At 64.6% G+C, this 16459-nt stretch carries 11 protein-coding genes, 1 tRNA gene and 1 pseudogene; 4 read left to right on the forward strand and 9 right to left on the reverse strand.

The features are described from left to right. Positions 1-59: 59 nt before the first annotated feature. The 6 genes from V6V47_RS21715 to V6V47_RS21740 all read right to left on the reverse strand — a co-directional run bounded on the left by V6V47_RS21715 (position 60) and on the right by V6V47_RS21740 (position 10825). Positions 60-2657: a DEAD/DEAH box helicase gene (locus tag V6V47_RS21715; protein ID WP_334630133.1), complete on the reverse strand. Its 2598-nt coding sequence runs from the start codon at positions 2655-2657 to the stop codon at positions 60-62. Then, positions 2654-4873 carry a site-specific DNA-methyltransferase gene (locus tag V6V47_RS21720; RefSeq protein ID WP_334630134.1) on the reverse strand — a complete coding sequence of 740 codons (2220 nt, stop codon included), beginning with the start codon at positions 4871-4873 and terminating at the stop codon, positions 2654-2656. Before V6V47_RS21720 ends, V6V47_RS21715 begins: the two co-directional genes overlap by 4 nt. 25 nt (positions 4874-4898) lie before the next feature. Beyond that, entirely contained in the window at positions 4899-6389 is a 1491-nt protein-coding gene (locus V6V47_RS21725) for a hypothetical protein (RefSeq protein ID WP_334630135.1), read from the reverse strand. A gap of 2 nt (positions 6390-6391) precedes the next feature. Beyond that, positions 6392-9124, reverse strand: a complete 2733-nt coding sequence (locus V6V47_RS21730) for a hypothetical protein (RefSeq protein WP_334630136.1) — start codon at positions 9122-9124, stop codon at positions 6392-6394. A 409-nt stretch (positions 9125-9533) separates the two neighbouring features. Continuing rightward, positions 9534-9926: a hypothetical protein gene (locus V6V47_RS21735; RefSeq protein ID WP_334630137.1), complete on the reverse strand. Its 393-nt coding sequence runs from the start codon at positions 9924-9926 to the stop codon at positions 9534-9536. An 815-nt stretch (positions 9927-10741) separates the two neighbouring features. Continuing rightward, positions 10742-10825: transfer RNA gene (locus V6V47_RS21740), tRNA-Tyr, on the reverse strand. Positions 10826-10973: 148 nt separating this feature from the next. On the opposite strand from V6V47_RS21740, the gene V6V47_RS21745 reads away from it, so the two are divergent. After that, positions 10974-11468 carry a YajQ family cyclic di-GMP-binding protein gene (locus tag V6V47_RS21745; protein ID WP_334630138.1) on the forward strand — a complete coding sequence of 165 codons (495 nt, stop codon included), beginning with the start codon at positions 10974-10976 and terminating at the stop codon, positions 11466-11468. Between the two features lie 194 nt (positions 11469-11662). Here V6V47_RS21745 and V6V47_RS21750 read toward each other — a convergent pair whose 3' ends face one another. From V6V47_RS21750 to V6V47_RS21760, 3 genes are all read right to left on the reverse strand, one after another. Continuing rightward, complete coding sequence (locus V6V47_RS21750) at positions 11663-12328, reverse strand: hypothetical protein (RefSeq protein ID WP_334630139.1); 666 nt, start codon at positions 12326-12328, stop codon at positions 11663-11665. Between the two features lie 823 nt (positions 12329-13151). Next, the gene (locus V6V47_RS21755; RefSeq protein WP_334630140.1) at positions 13152-13700 is read right to left on the reverse strand and encodes a phosphotransferase-like protein; all 549 of its coding nucleotides are present in this window, start codon (positions 13698-13700) and stop codon (positions 13152-13154) included. Then, positions 13697-14551 carry a GntR family transcriptional regulator gene (locus V6V47_RS21760; protein WP_124858585.1) on the reverse strand — a complete coding sequence of 285 codons (855 nt, stop codon included), beginning with the start codon at positions 14549-14551 and terminating at the stop codon, positions 13697-13699. The genes V6V47_RS21755 and V6V47_RS21760 overlap by 4 nt, the downstream gene beginning before the upstream one ends. Before the next feature lie 198 nt (positions 14552-14749). Between V6V47_RS21760 and V6V47_RS21765 the strand changes: the two genes are divergently transcribed. From V6V47_RS21765 to V6V47_RS21775, 3 genes and pseudogenes are all read left to right on the forward strand, one after another. Continuing rightward, complete coding sequence (locus V6V47_RS21765) at positions 14750-15070, forward strand: hypothetical protein (protein WP_334630141.1); 321 nt, start codon at positions 14750-14752, stop codon at positions 15068-15070. 296 nt (positions 15071-15366) lie between these two features. Continuing rightward, positions 15367-16257: a hypothetical protein gene (locus tag V6V47_RS21770; protein ID WP_334630143.1), complete on the forward strand. Its 891-nt coding sequence runs from the start codon at positions 15367-15369 to the stop codon at positions 16255-16257. An 81-nt stretch (positions 16258-16338) separates the two neighbouring features. Further along, positions 16339-16459: pseudogene (locus V6V47_RS21775) on the forward strand (FtsK/SpoIIIE domain-containing protein); the annotation flags it as partial.

A 16459-nucleotide genomic window follows, 5' to 3' on the forward strand; every position in this document is an offset into this window, starting at 1 on the left:
CTTCAAGTCGTGCAAAACCGGGCTTCGGCACGGCGGTTTCCTTCCAGGTCAACTGACCGTCACAAGCCCGGTGCGTCGTAGTCGTCGGCGATGGGCGACTCGTAGAACTGGATCGGGGTCTTGCCACCGGCGTAGATCGCCTCGCGGACGGCGGGCTTCGTCAGGTCGAGCACGCGCATGTTGCCGTTGACTCTGCTCAGCGCTTCGATCCGGTGGAACGACGCGCCGTGGTTCTCGGCAAACTTCGCGAGCCCTTGCAGCTTCTCGGTCGAGTCCCCCAGGTGGTGACCGTGCGGATCGACGATCGACGGCACGACCTTGCCGTTCACTTCATTGAAGAAGATGAAGTCCGGGTGCATCGAGTGCCAGTCGCCGCTACCGTCCCGGTACGCGATCCCAAGCGAGTCCGTCGCCTGACGCGGTGGGTTGCGGTACCACGCGACAGATCGCTTCAGCTCGGCGAAGACCACTTCGCGCTCCCAGTCGTTCAGCTTCGTGATCGGCACCTGCCCGTGCTCGTCGGACATCAGGTGCTTGGGCGCCAACGGCGCCCGCGCCAGCTGCCCGCTCTTTTCGTTCACCTCGACGTAGTCCTCGATCCGCGTCTTCGGCCGCCCGAGCGACGTCACTTGCGGTTCGACTGCCAGCGCCCGGATGTCCTCGTACTCGGATTGGCGGTCGTCACGCAGGCTCTTGATGTCCACGCGGTGCTCGGCGAACAGCGTGTTTGCGATCTCGTTCGCCCGCGCGTCTATCCGTTCACGGATCTCCGGGACCGTCGCCAGCGCTGCGGCTTGGATAAACGCGTCGCGCAGGTCGTCGTCCTCGCCGTCCTCGCCCACCAGGTGGTCTACGTACATCGACGCGATGTCCGAGCCGAACGCCTTGCGGGCGTCCTGGAATGCGGCTCGAATCGCCCGCTCGTCGGCCTGTTCGAAGATGTCCGCGTACGCGATGTTGCCTTTACCGAGTCGGCCGGAAATTTGCTGCAGCCGAACGACGAGCACCTCCGCCGTCGATGCCTTCACCTTGGACGCAAATTCGACGTTCGCCCCGTCGAGCGCCGCGTGGATTAACCCGGCAACTTCCTTCACCGCACCGGGACGCACACCGTCGGTGGCCAGCGCGTGGGCGAGCGAGGCGAGCCGCTTCACCGGGGCAGCGCCCCGCTGCGGGACGGTCATCGTAGGGATCGAATCCCACACGGGCCAGACGAAGTCCACCGCACCGTTCGGCAGCAGCTTGCACTCTTCGATGACCGCCTTTCGGCCCGATCCGTCCGGGACTCCGTCGATCTTGCCGGTCAGGTACTTCACGACGTTGCCGGCCATCGTCCGGTCGAAGAACGGCAGGATGCAGTCGACCGAGTTGAGCACCTCATCGCCGGGCACGCGGCGGGCGAGCGGGTTGCGTACCATCCGGCCGAGCAACTGTGTGATGTGCGTGTGCTCGCGCGCCGGGCGGAAGGACACGAGCACCTCGGCCCGCGGGCAGTCCCACCCGGTCGAGATGGCGTCCTTGGCGATCAGGATCCGAATATGCGTCTTGTCCTCGACCGTCTGGGGCTCGACCCAGTCGACGTCGTGCGCGCCGAATTGCTGGCGAGTGTGTTCGCCGAACACGTGCCGGATACACCCGGCTGGCAGCGCCGGGAACTCGTCGAAGACAACGTCGATCGCCTCGCCGATCTTGTCGTGGTCCGGCGTGGCCGGCGCCTGCAGGACCAGCAGCGGCCGGACTACGTCCGGCAGACCCTGGTCGGCGCAGTATCTTTCCCACCGCTCGCTCGACTCGCGGAACTTCTTGGCCGCTCGGCGCACGAGGACTAGGTCGATCGCCTGGGCCTCGGCAGGGATCTCCAGGACGACCGTGTCCTTGACGAGGCCGGACTCCTGCACTTGGAACCCGTCCACCTCGATCGGCGGCAGCGCCCGGCGCGCGTCGGACGAGTCCGCCTCAGCCATCGCGTCCCGGAACTGCTCGATCGTCGCCGAGATGCCCCAGACAATCGGGATCGGTGGGTAGCCGGAGTGTCCGTTGACAAGCTTGCGGACGGTGGTCGGTTTGTCGGACGCGCTGCGGTCGGCGCGGAACCCGCGGTGCGCCTCGTCAAGGATCATGTACACAGTCGTGTCCGGGTCGTTGATCGTGTTGGCGATCGTCTCCCAGATCGTCCACCCCTGCATGTCCGGCTGGGCTGCGTCATGCAGACCGGGAAGTACCTCGCCCTCCTCCACCTCGACGTGACCGCGAGTGAGTAGTGAGTTCTTCGTCAGCTTGCCGGTGTTGAGGAAGTACACCTTGCCCGGCTCGAGCCGCGGCTTGGCGAACGGCGGTTCGATGACGACGAGATCGGACGACTCAATCTTGTCGGACGCCTCCATCAACCGAAACCGCGACTGCTCGTTCAGGTCCGGGCTATAGGAGAACCAGATGACGACGGCGCCCGGGTCGGCCTCGAACTCGAACGTCTCGTTGCCGTAGAACAAAGCTTCGATGACCGCCGCGGCCATCACGGTCTTGCCGGCACCGGTTGTCGCGGACAGGGACACGGACGTCGGAACGTTTTCGCGCTCGTACACGTTCTTCGCCCGCTCCAGCGAGCTGAGCATCGCCGCTACGGCGTCGGCTTGGTACGGCTTGAGGGTAAACTTCATCGCGCAGCCCGCCCCGCTTCGATCTCGAAGTTGCGCAGGTACGCCTCGTACAGGCGAACCGGCTCGACGTGCGCAGGCAACTGGCGCACCATCGCCTCGAACAAACGGTCTTCGTCGGTGACAATGAACGCGTGCGTGACGCTCGGCGCGTCGTCCATCGCCTTCAGGAACTGCTCCGACTGGTCGAGATCAGCGATCACGCCGTACGCCTCCGCAACATCCCATCCAGTGGAAACGTCGTCGATTCGCCTCCCGCGGGAGCCGGCCCTCAGCCACAGGAAGGGCGCAATCTTCCCGAACTCGCGGTTCGTGGAGACCCGCAGCGGCGCCTCGTACGTCAGCGTAAAGAACTCGACATTCTCCTCGAACCCGTCCGCCATCGGAAACTCGTCGGTGAACTTGTAATTCCCGTTGATCGGCGTGCCGTCGGGTTTCTTGCCATTGATTGCGGCGGCGATGCGCGGCCTGGTGATGTACTCGCAGATGCCCCACCGCTCCCACTCAACATCACCAGGTCGAAGGCCCTTGGCTCGTAGCGCCTTCTGTTCATCCGCGGCTACCTCGTTGTTGGTCACCAAAATAGAGCGACGCCGACCTCCGTCTTGCCTGTTGAGTCTCATCACGGCATGAGTGGTGGTTCCGGAACCCGCGAAAAAGTCCACGACGACAGCGTCACGGTTTCGTAGAACAGCGAACCGAAGAGCGTCTTCTACCGCATACAAGGACTTCGGATAAGGAAACGCCCTGTCAACCAATAGATCCTTCACGAGTGCGGTCCCGTGCCCGGAAGTAGAATGCGAAGATTGGTTCCAGATTGTCAGAGGAGAGCGCTGACTTGCCAGCTTCTTCAATTCCACCGCTCCATCTGAATCCCGTCCCGTAACCACGAGGTCACCCGACTCGATGGCAGCTATTTGGCCCTCCATTAGGTAGTACGGCGTTCTGCCTCCACCGTTCTTCGAGCCGAACTTGATGTAGCCCTTCCTGAGGTATTCTTCAAACTTGGGCTTACTCAGAGACCATCGACCATCCGAGCCGTTTCTCTGAATCGGCCAGAGCACGGACATGCCGTCAGGAACTTGTACGGAAGCCGCAGGAACACCGTCTGGGATCGGCTCGCCAGCGAACACGAAACTCAACGTCCGAGAGTCAAAGAAGAGGGGATAGAACATATTGAATCGGCCAGACGTCTGGCCAGTCGATGCAAGGCGAAGCAGACTCTTCCACCGAATCTTCTCGTTATCACCTTCTTGCGCCTCATTTAACATGTCAGATCTCCACGGGGAGATGCCGGCATTGCCAAATCGAACGAAATAGACGAATTCCTCACTGCGTGAAAATTCGCCTCGGCGCGCATTACCTTTGCGGTTAATCACTGTTGAGATCATCTGCGCTCGACCATCGGGAAACAATTGTTCCAGCAGCAGCCCTAGCCGCAGATACTCCTTTTCGTCGATGGTGACGATGAGGACAGAGTGATCCGGGTTGAGCAGCTCCTTCGCGAGACGCAGACGCCGCTCCATCATCGCGAGCCACTTGGAATGGCGGTACAGGTCGTCTGCCTCAACGTAGTCGTTGTTGTACTTCCAGTCCTTGGCACCCGTGTTATACGGCGGGTCGATGTAGATGGCGTCGACCTTGCCGCGATGTGTGAACAGCAGCGCTTGAAGTGCGTGATAGTTCTCCGCGTTGATCACTGCGTGGTACGGCTTAACAGGGCCACCGCGCTCGACCTTTCCAGTGGACACGAGGCCGGGGTAGATCGGGTCGCGAAATTCGGCGACTACGGCCAAGTCATCGAGCGGGACCTCGGTGGCTTGGAGAAGGGCCTCACTCTCCTCGACCACCGATCGGGTGAGTGTCGCGGTCGCGGCCTTCCGGTCGACGGAGGCGACACGCCACAGGACGCTGTTGGACTCCCTGAGCTCCAACTCCAGGCGAGAAAGCTCGTCTCTCTCGGCGTCGGTCTGATCCCTCTCCCTAATCGCCCTCAGGTTGGCGAGGCGAGCCTGTTTCTCCCGCGTCAAGAGCGCGTGCACCTTGTCATTCTTGCGGACCGGCCGGCCCGGTAGCTCGACGGCTTCCGGGACGTGTCGCTCGAAGTTCAGGCCGAAGGAGCGCCGTTCGGCAAGGGCGTCCGTCTCGCGCTTGAGGTCCGCGGCGAGGCGCTCGTCCTTCAGTGCGACTTGGCGCAGGAGTTCGGAGAGGCGAGACATGTAGTTGAGTCTTTCGGGTCAGCGGTCAGACGGTGTATGTGCCCCGGGCAAAGGTGGCGAGGATGCGTTGGTGGGTCTGCCGCGGCAGAGTGCGGTTGCCGGGCTCTCCGAACGGAGTGCCAGGCTTGGCCGGCACCTCCTGCAGCATACGGTCTAGCCCGGTACGCGAGACGATGAGTAGCCCGTGTGTGGCGCGGGTGCATGTGACGGCCAGACGACCGAACGACGAGTTGAACTCGTCGAGTTCCGAGGCACCGGTGAGCGGGTGGACCGCTGCCGTGATGCCGTTTGTCTGCCCTTGCCACGAGTCGACGGTGGAGGTGAGCAGGTCCGCTTCGGTGAGACCGTGCCGCTTGCGCAGCCGTTCGACTGCGTCGGCGGCGTCGTCAACCGTGGCGTTGCGGGTGGCGAGCAAGGCGACGAGCGGATCGGTCCGCTCGTCCCCGGGTTCGGTGGTCATCGTCTTTCCGCTCGGTGTGCCGTCGCCGTTGTACTCGGTGGCGGCGAGCGAGAAGCCGGCGGAGAAAAGGTCGTCGAGAAGCTGCTCGACGAATTGGACGAGGGGGAAGTCGACGTCTGGCGCTTCGGCAGGCGGTAGCCCGTCGACTTCCAACAGCGTCGGGACGCCGGATGCGACGGACTCCCACACGTCCTTCGCTACGCCGGTCAGCTTGCCGAGCTTGATAATGCGGTCGCCGGGCGCGGCGACGCAATTGAGGGAGCGCCACTCGGGGTAGAAGGCGCGCCACAGACCGAGCTGCTCCCCGGTCGGGCGCCACACGGCGGGCAGTTCCGTAGCCCACGCGGTCGCGTCGGCGGAGTGGTTGTGGGGCCAGGCGCGGTACGGGTTATACCCGGAGTCGCCTCGCCAGGGGTTCTCGCCGATCTCGATCGGTGACAGCTGCCCGACGTCACCGACGCCGACGCGGATCGGGGCGACGTAGTTCAGCTTGTCGAACCGGTGGCTGGCCAGCTGCCACGCTTCGTCGACGAACAGGACGTCGAACCGGTAGTCGCCGTGAAACGACGGGGTGAAGTGGTCCCTGACGATCTTGCGCGGCCCGATCTCACCGAACATGTGCGACGTGGCGATCACGACCGGGACGTCGGTCGGGATGGCGCTGCCGGAGTCGACGACGGAGGCGGCCGCCTTCACCGAGTCGGGAACGTCGTTGAAGCGGCCCTTCGACGACCAGAGGTAGACCTTGTCTTTGCCGATGGCGTTGCCGAGCGACTCGGCGAGCGGCCAGAGCTGCCGGTTCTGGAACGCGGTGACGGCGACCCGCAGGCACTGCGGCTGGACGATCGCGTCCTGGACGAGTTGCTTGAGGACGTACGACTTGCCGGCCCCGGCGGCCGCTTTGAGCAGAATCGTCGTGATGTCGGACGAGCCGCTGAGCGCGTCGAGCAGCTGCCCTTTGGCGAACTTGGCGGCAGCTTCGTTCTCGGCGGCGGCACGTGAGTGGTGGTAAGCGCTCGTTGCGACCACGGTGGGCGGGGTGAAGACGATGGCCACGGCTACTCCACGTCGTCCATCGAGAGGTCTTCCGGCGGTGCGACGGCCGGTTCGGCTGCGGGGTCGGGCAGGTCGTCGCCGACGGCGGCGACGTCGAAGGCGTCCGAGTCGACAATCGGCGGCCAGGTTTGCGGATTGAGCCGACCCGACGCCCGGCGGGCCGCGAGTTCGTCGGACCACTCGGCTTCCGAGACTTCGTGCGGCTTGCAGCAGTATTGGTGGCTCGCAGGGTCGTCGCCGTACGAGTCGGGGGTGCAGTCCGGCTTCGGGGCGGAGCGTTGGTCGATGCTCGGCCGTGGGACGTTCAGGAACGCGTCGCCGGCGTTCATGGAGAACCACGCGAAGTCGGCGACGACCAATTCATCTCCGACGGCTACGCGCGGGTCGTGGTGTGGGTCCCACTCGAACTGGCGCGGGTCGGCCGAGATCCTTGTCAGCGGGCCGATCGCCATGTTCGATATTTTGAAGGACCCCTTCTGGATTTTCACGGTGACCGTAGGCTCTTCCACGCACGGTTCGCCGTTGACGTGCAGGGCGACGACGCGGGATTCGTCTCCGATGCGCCGCGAGTCGACTTCGAGGACGTATGGGGAGGTGCCGACCACGCGGGCGATGGCCAAGTGACGGTTGCCGGCGTCGACCGCGGCGTCGTGAGCGGCGAGCGGGCTGGTGAGTACCGTGAGCTGGTCGACGAACAGCTTGTCCGCCTCTAGGACCGGGACATTGTCGTTGCGCCAGAAGCGCGACGTGCGGGAGAACCGCACGAGGTCGAACGCGTGCAGGTCGAGGCGGCGGCGCCACACGATCTGCGAGTCGCCCTCGACCTGGCGGACGGCGGACCGCAGCTTGGATGCAACGAACTCGGAGTCAAGCGCGGCGACGCACTTGTCGAACACGTCCGTCTTGTACGCCAGCTCGTCCCGCACCAGTGAGTCGTAAGCGGCCGGGTTGGCCGGGCGCGGCAGACCGGGCTTGTCGCCGATGAACGCCTCGTGGATTGCGTTCGACTGGGGGGTGGTTAGTTGGGCGCCGACGGTGTGCGGCGACTTCTCGATCAGGGAGCTGTGTGTGCGGAAGTCGATCGGCACTCGTCCGGAGGTCGCCCACGGGTACAGGTAGTCGGCACGCAGCGAGGTCACGGCCGGTCCGCCGGCGGTGACGAGAGCGGCGAGGGCGGCGCGCAGGTCGACGATCGGGGTTCGGGACTTCATTGTGCGGGCGCGGTCCTGTTCTAGCAGAAACGACACGGCCGTCCGGTCTTTCTCTGGCAGCCGCGGCGGGATGATGGCGGGCTCGCCGTCGAAGGTCAGCGCCGGACGGTCTTGGTTTTTGTCGCGCTGCCAGCGCAGCCGGGACAGCTCGGAGCCGGCGATCGAGTCCGCGATGCCGACGAGTAGGTCGGCGGTACCGGAGTCGGGGACGACGACGTGGATCGGTTCGGGGCTGGTCGTATTCGCTTTCACGGCACCGGACATGGCGTCGAAGAGCTGCTTGGCAAGCAGCTTCATGATCTGGCGGCGAGTGGCATCGGAGTCGGGGTTGTAGAAGAGGGTGACGTCCCACGCCCCGGCGCCCTGGGCGGTGATGCGCTGAATGGCAATGCCGTACACACCGAGCGTCGCACCGTCCGACTTTGCCAGGACGACGTTGACGGTGCCGGGCTGTCCAATCGGGTCGAGGCGCCGCTGCCGCGACTTCACGCCGACGCCGGAGAGCGTGGCCTCAATCATCGACCGGACGGAGGACGGGACGGGGCCTAGCGGGGTGGTCTTGTCGATCAGCCCTATCGCCTGTTGACGCATCTCTGGTTTCACGCCAAGTTCGATGAGCAGGTCTGCGGGGTCTTTCGACGACTGCAGTTCGTTTCGGCAAAAGATGAAGAGGTCGCATCCGGCGCACGGGGCAGGGTCGAAGCGAGCCGCGAGGTGGGCGAGGTGCTCGAGGGGGTCAATCGTCGTCGCGCCTGGGAACCTTGCTAGCTCCTTCTGCCGTTCGACGACGCGCATCCGGACTTCGTTGCGGTGGTCGGTGAGGTCTTCGATGACGGCGGTCGGATTCAGGGACGTGTTGCGTGGCACCGCGAGCACGCCGGAGGTGTGGACTTCCATACCGTTCGGCAGCTGCGACCACTGCGCGGCGGATTCGGCGCCGAGGGCGACCTGCAGGAATCCCTTCATTAGCTTCGCGTCGTCGATCTTTGCGCGCACGCGCTGGTAGTCCTTCGCGTCTCCGACGACCAGCCACGACGCATCGAGCTCGCCGCCGGCGTCGGGGCGGCGCGGGGCGACGACAGCGAAATCCGGTCGGGTGGTGGTGGCGTCCACTCCATCGAAACCGACGAACGGGACAGCGAGGTGGTAGATCAGTGTGGCGCGGCCGTGGACGATCGCGTCTCTGTGAGCAGCGGCGAGTGCGGCGGCGGTCTTGGCGACGTTGACACCGGCGTCCCTGATTACGACACCGGCCGGGCGGTCCAGGCCGAGGGCGCCGACGGCAGTCGTGACAACTTCGGAGGCGAACCGTTTGTCCTGAACAAGGCCTTCGAACGTCATCGCACGCATCCAGCGCAGCAGCGGGATGGCGCTCTCCCGGCCCTTCGAGTGGCCGGCGTCCTGAGCCAGCTTCCGGCGGGTGACGCCCGTGATCAGCGGGTCTGTCCCACGAAATCGGGCGCACGAGGCGTGCGCGGACGCCGCCACTGCGCTGCTGGCGCCTCCGGACACCTTGCCTGGCATGGCCCAGATTCTGCCGTAAGCTAACCACATTGATCAAGCGTCTTTGCACGGCACTGCTACTGCCGTTGGTAGGGTGCTTCTACTTTCCTAAACCGTGTGTCACAACCTCCGGGTGACAGCAACGCTGACTGGCACCACAGAGACTTGGGAGGCAATCTTGCAGAATTGCCTGGTGAGTAGCGGAGCGTGGAAGCAGGTCTTCCGAAAGTCGTCAATGGGATCCGACGTGTAAGTGCTGCACGAGACCGAGCAGTACGAGGCGGCCAAGCTGGAGAAGGTTCTCCCTGCGGAGGAACCCGGATTAGCCAGCGAGGCGGCCTGTACGACGCGACGCTTCGTGCCTCGCTGTGCCGGGTGGCGCAGCCTTCCGCGTTGAGCCTAGAAAGTCGATTGCTGCTGGCGTAGCCGGTCAAAGGTCTGCCAACCACTCAGGGGGTGAGGCGGCCGCGGCGGCTAGCCTTGCATCGATCGGGAACTCGTGGACGATCAGGCGGGTTCGCGCCTCGTTGAGTTCTATAGGCCGAAACAGCTCGTTGAACCATGGCAGGCAGGCTGCAAACTCGACCGTGTCTTCGAGCCGCTCAAGTTCGAGAAGCCGCTGAAAGCCGTAGGAAGTATGCCTCGGATCCGCCAAGAGGTGCCTCGTCGCGCCGACAGCGCCTCTGTAGCGCTCGACCATTTCAAGGAACTGGAACGGGTTATAGCCGAGCCGCCTCAGCCGAGGGATACCGCCGAGAACGTACTCATCGAATTTCTTGCTGAGGAATGCCGTTCTGTCCGGATTTTGATCGTTGCTCGTCACACATTGCTCCGTCTCTGCGCCCAGCCCAGATTGCGAGCATGCCAGAGCTGTGTCTGGTTGCCTACAGACTGATGTGAGGCTCCAGGGTGGCTGCGGCCACGAGCAAGATCACCGGGCACAGATTCGGCACAACTGGCAACGATCAGCAGCGACAAGCACTGGCAAATGCCGGCAGACTTCCTGCTGCTCACGACACAGATCGGTCCGGTTGGTGACGATCATCGGGACGGAGACGGGTTCAGGGTTCGAGTCGCTAGCGGCAGAAGCCGTGCGGCGTCCCGGGGACAGGAGCCGGTTGGCTTCATTGCCGATTTCCTCTGTTCTGGATCAAGGCGCCGCGCTCCGCGCGGCGCGGGCGGTGAGCCGGCCGGCGGCAAGCCGCCCCGGCCGCCTCCGGCGCCGGGGCGGAGAGCCACCGACTGCCGCCGGACCGCCGCCCCGAACTTCACTGATCCAGACGCAGCACGACCACGGCCAGGCGGCACGGAAGCCGGCAGGTCAACCTGATCGAGGGCCAAGGCTTCCGACTGCCGCGCCAGTCCAACCCCGGGACTGGCTTGCCCCCGGCCTGTCTCCGCAGCCAGGTAAGCCCCACGGCAGCCTCAACCAGTCACTCCAGGCGTGTTCGCACAGGGCCGGCAACTCCCCCAGAGCACGAGCATTCGCAGCCCCAGAGGAGCGCTCAGCGGCAAGATCGACCTGCCCACCATCTGCCCACAACCAGTCGTCACCGGCCGGACTCAGCAGGACTCGGCCAGATCAACGACAACGGCCCCCGATCAGCATCTCTGCTGGTCAGGGACCGTGTCTGCACCTGGTGGCGGGTAGAGGATTCGAACCTCTGAAGCTTTCGCGACGGATTTACAGTCCGCTCCCATTGGCCGCTCGGGCAACCCGCCAGGGCACCCCACCGCGTCGTAACGCGGCGGCGGAAGCAAGGATAGCGGCTCACCCCGGCACCGGCGCAACCGGGTACGGTCAGGGGGTCGTGCCGCTGGTCGGTGGCCGACGACAGGCCCCAGATCGCCGGACAGCAGGAGCAGAAGCATGGCAGCGAACCCGTCGTTCGACATCGTGAGCAAGGTCGACCGCCAGGAGGTCGACAACGCCCTCCGTCAGGCGGAGAAGGAGTTCTCGACGCGGTTCGACTTCCGCGGCACGGGCGCGGAGATTTCCTGGTCGGGCGATGAGGCGATCGGTCTCCAGGCTGAGACGGAGGAGCGGGTGCGTGCCGCTCTGGACGTCTTCAAGGAGAAGCTGGTCAAGCGGAACATCTCGCTGAAGTCGCTGGACGCGGGTGACCCGCGCCCGTCGGGCAAGATCTTCAAGATCGACTGCAAGGTGATCCAGGGCATCGAGTCGGACAAGGCCAAGGCGATCAGCAAGAAGATCCGCGACGAGGGCCCCAAGGGCGTCCAGGCCCAGATCCAGGGCGACCAGCTGCGGGTCACCGGCAAGAAGCGGGACGACCTCCAGGCGGTCATCGCGCTGCTCAAGGGCGAGGATTTCGGCGTCGCGCTCCAGTTCAACAACTACAGGTAAGGCGGGGACCGCCGGCCTGGCAGACGGGTCGGCCACGCCTTGTTACCCGGGCATACATCGTCACGTGTGGTCGTCGTTGGTCGCTCGCGATCGGCCTCTGACGGCCTAGTGACGGCCTGGACCGGGTCCCCGGCGGGGCATACGCTGCACAACGTCTTGCGCCCCTGTGTGCCCCACCACATCGTTCACCGGCTCTAGACCGGGCAGGTACCGCCGACGGCCTTGATCCACTTGGAACCTTGCTGACGTGTCGCGCTTCCCGCTGGCAGTTGTTCGAGTTGAGTCCTGGCCTTCGCCATAACGTCCTTCCATCCATCGCAGTTGCCGGACCGTCGCTCTTGTTCTGCCCAGTACGTGTACGAGTGGACGAGACCATAGGCCCTAGCCGCTGGAGGCTGAGTATCCCTGGCTCTAATTGCGAGCAGCATCGTACTGCGCCCTGCCGCATAGTCCCCTAGCCTGAACTCGCTATGCGCCTTGATGTGCAACAGGCCGGTTTGAACTGTTAACTCTGAGGTTTTGGTCAGCCCACGCTGCGCAAATCTAGTCGCCTGCTCGTATTCGCCGCAGAACTTGAAGGCCGAAGCGATGGAATAATGTTCCGATGCAGTTCCCCCACCTTCCAACTGGTCGGCAATATCGGCCGCCTGTCGAGCGAGGGCCAGGATTTCTGGGATAACTTCACCTGCATTCGCTACACCGATCAGCTCACCTTTGTCGTTGTTAATATTTTCTGAGCCGTCATGCTGCAACGTATTCATTCGCTCAATGAGCTGCGACAGCTCAACTCTCGCAGCAAACTTCTGCTGCTGAATATTTTGCTGCCAACTGAAGCATGACGCAGCAATCGATGTCAGCAACGCCAGAACCGCAACTACTACCGACGCCTCCCGATACCACCGTGGGCGTGCGCTACTTTCAATGCTCGCAACGGCAGCGGGCCTCGCCGACCGTAGGTCAGCGGCCGATGAAGGGACCAGCCTCGGCGGATTGCTTTCCGCCCGCTTCGCTTGGCTCTGCCTCCCGCGAGCACCCATAGGACGTCGTCTAGTCAACGGTGATCCCATCAATCCTTTGTCAGCGCGAAGCGTGGCAATCTCTAGACTAGGTGAGCAGGGCAACTGCCCCTGCCATCCCGTATGCCCTCGACCCGTCCTCCTGGGGAGCAGGCCGCCGCCCGGCCCGCCACGTCAAGCGGACCTTGACGCAGGTTCGGACGCTGGTGGGCTGGGCGGTGGTCTGCTCGGCTTGCCCGGGTCGAGGACAGGCGGGATGGGCTTACCGCAACCACCCACGGACCGCGACCCGCCGACGCAGCCCCGGCCATCCTGGAGCCTGAGCGCCCCCGCCGGAGGCGCACTAACCGCAACCCCGCGACCGCCGCCAGTTCGCCGACGCGGCCGGCGTGCGGTTCCCCACGTCGCGCGGCTGGCCGGGCGGCCAGGCCGGCTGCCGGCCCATCCCCCCTGCTGATCACCGCCTATCGGTATGCGGCGGCCCCTTGGGCCTTCGCTACCCGCGCCAGCCGCCGGGCGTCTCGCGTGGCCGGAGTCGGAGCGTCAGCGGAGCGACGGACGCGCGCCCAGGAGGCGGCGCGTGCGGCCCGTTCAGGGCCGCCTTGAAGACGTACAGAAACTTTGCACAACATCGCCGGCAGTCCGGCCGCCACCGGCCCGGCTCTGACTAACCCGCGATTTGCGTCGACTGGCGCGATACGGCCTGGTGAATCCGCAGTGCCGCTTGATCCGGGGTGTGGGCCGCAGTGTCGATGCAGAGGTCGGCATCGTCGAGCGACTGGGTCTGATCCCATGCCCTCATACGGTCCTCTAGGTCTCCCGTGCCCCGGGCTCGGGCACGCTCCTCCGCTACCCTCCGGGGGCACCAGAGCGATACAACCGTCCAGTGCGTCGAGGGCTCAAAGGACCGAATGGCATCGACCGCTTCGACCTGGCCGAGGTGCACCACGGGAACGTGTCGCGCTAACTCGTCGATGACGCCCGGTCGGTCGACGGCGTAGACAGCGCCGTACCGGCGGTTCTCCCACAGCAACTGCCCTCTTGCGCGAAGAGCAGCTAGGTCCGTATCGGTTGTCATGCGATAGCCCTCTGTCCGCCCCGGTCCAACTTTCAGCCGCTGGAACAGCCTGTACCGAGAATCGAGCAGGCGAAGAGCTGCTGTGACCGTGTCCTTGCCCGACGCTGGCGGGCCGTACAGGATGATCCCCTGGTTCATGCGGGTTCCGTCCCGAGGATGGACTTAAGCACCTCGTTCGCCTGCTCCAACAGCGGATCTGCCGATACGCAGTTGTCGATGAGGTAGTGCTCAGCGCTGGGTCGAAACGCTGTGTCAACCCCTGCCAGATACTCGGGCCAGCTCGCCAGCTTTGCGGCATCACGGGCTGCGCCGCGACGTCTGATGTACGTCTGCATCGTCTGCGCGTCGCAGTACACCCAGACCAGATGGACCCTGGCCTCCATTGAGGCGAACCGAGAATGCATCCGAGATACCCACAGGTCATCCCGAAGCTCTCTGACGAACGGGGCAGTGACGATCGCGCTATTGCCGCACTCGACGTTCTCCTCAGCGGCGTCCATCAGGGCCTCGTACTCACGTGGCCGAATCACGTTGAGATATGCCTCAGACTCGCGGTCGTGCGGCGAAAGCCCCATGACTTCTAGAGCTGCCTCCACTACCGGCCGCGTCAAGCTGTCCTTGTCGAGGATTGCCCAGCCAGTAGCACGGGCGAGGATGCGGCCGAGTTCAGTTTTTCCACTGCCGGCATACCCGCCAACGACGATCACGTTCGGCCGCCTGAGCCGGACGGGACTCCGTCGCTCCTGGTCGGGCAGCCGTACCACCCGCTTTGAACGCGACTTGCTGACCACCAGGCCCTGATCCGAGAGCACCCGCATGGCCTCGTTGATCGTGAACACGCTGACGTTCCACTGCGTTGCCATGTCGCGGCTCGAAGGCAGTGTGTCGCCGTCTTGCCAGACACCAGCAGTGATCTCGTTGCGTAGCTGGCGCGCGATCTGTTGATGAAGGCTCTCACTGCGGGAAAGCCGGGGGCGAGGGGAAGACATCCGGGTCCTCACTGCTAGGTCGTGGGCCTAGCACAAGCCTACCAGTTACCTAACAGACGCTCCGCCTGGTGACGCCGCGTTATGGGCGCTGCTCAGATGGTGCACACCTAACAGTTGCGCGGGTCACCATTCAACTGTTAGCTTCGATGCATCGAGCAGTCGTCCACTGGGGACGCGCTCAGACACAGGAGGTTTGTTGTGAAGCTGTACGTGGACACCACGAGCATGCAGGTGACGGCGTCGAAGGACCCGGAGCCGAAGAACGACCAGAACGGCAATCAGAAGTCCGAGAAGAACACGGGCCGGCTTATGTGGTCTACCCAGGTCTTCGTGCTCGACGCGAACGGCGGGGAGGTCATCACCATCACCACGGCGGGAGAGAAGCCGAGCGTGAAGGTGGGCGACTTCCTGGCTGTCGAGCAGTTGGAGGCCATTCCGTGGGCGACCAACGGGCGTAACGGCGTCGCGTTCCGGGCGATCTCACTGAAGCTGAAGACTGGTTCTCCGGCCGGTAAGTAGGTCCCTCGCACCGCTGTGCTGTGTGAGCCGCTGGTGTCCGTGGCTCGCTGGAGCGGCCTGATGGTCCGCTGAACCAAATCCACAACATCGGTCCGGGAGTGCTTCTGACTCCTACATTCCCGGCCTGGTCATCACCTGTGGTGGTGGCATCCCCGCAAGAGCTGGCGCGGGGTCGGTCTGACTCCTACATCACCCGACCCCGTGCCTTCCAACTCATCCAACCCAACTTGCACTTGGGAGGACTCGTCGTGTCCAAGTCTAGCCCCCGCCGCTTCGGCGGCAGGTCAACCGGAACGGTGACGGTCATCGAGGCCAAGGTTCACCGTTCCTCCGCGCGTAACGCCCGCATGGCGTTCATCCTCACGGCGGTCATCGTCGGCCTTCTCGCGGCCGTGGTGGCCGCTTCCTCCATTCACCCGATCCTTGCTGTCTTCGTCGGTGCGCTGATCGGCGTTCCGGTTGGCGGCCTCGTCTGGCTGCTCGTCCGGATCTGGCCGGTGATACGGCTGCTGTGGTGGTGGACCCCGGAAACCATCCTCGGCGTCCTGCTGCTCACCGCGTGGGTGCAGCTCGCCAACCACACCCCGACCGTGGTGACCCTGCTTGTCGTCGCCCTGGTCGTCGGCGTCCCCGCCGCCATCACCCCGGTTCGCCGACAGGTCATCGCCTGGACCTGGTGCCTCGTGGTGAGGCATCGGCTGCGCGTGTGCTTCGCGCAGTTCATCATCGCCAACCAGTCCGGCAGCCTGCCACTGATCCTCTGGGCTAAGCCCACCCCGGTTGGCGAGCGTGTCTGGGTCTACCTGCGCCCCGGACTGTCCGCCAAGGACTTGGAAGGCCGCCTCGACAAGATCGCGGTCACCTGCCACGCCTCCACCGTGCTCATCGAGCGCGCTTCGGAGAACAACGCCGCCTACCTGCGGTTCGACATCAAACGCCGTGAGGTGCTGACCGCCCACGTCGGTTCCCCGCTGGTCGACGTGATCGACCCGAGCGCCCCCGTCTCGGCATCGCCGTTGACGGTCCCCACCGCCCTGGACCTGCCGGACGTGCACATGCCGACGGTCACCCTTCCGACCCAGGGCAAGCCGGCGAAGAAGCCGGCTGCATCGACGGCCAACGGCAGCAAGCCCGCGGCTTCGTCTGCGTCGTCCGTCGAGGACGACGACACCTCCGACTGGATCTGACCCCACCCATCCCGGACGCGAGGAGCCATGGCGGCTCGTTCGTGTGGCTTCTCGCGCCCACAACGCCCAGGAGGGCACCTCATGACCACCACGATTCCCACCACTGCTGAGGCGGTGCCGGTGGGTCCTGGCCTGTCGATGTTCGACCCGATCTTCATCGGGATCGACGAGTTCGGCCAACCCGTCTACCTGGACGTCATCT

The sequence above is a fragment of the Micromonospora sp. CPCC 205539 genome (assembly GCF_036906815.1).
In the GTDB taxonomy this organism is placed as follows: domain Bacteria; phylum Actinomycetota; class Actinomycetes; order Mycobacteriales; family Micromonosporaceae; genus Micromonospora.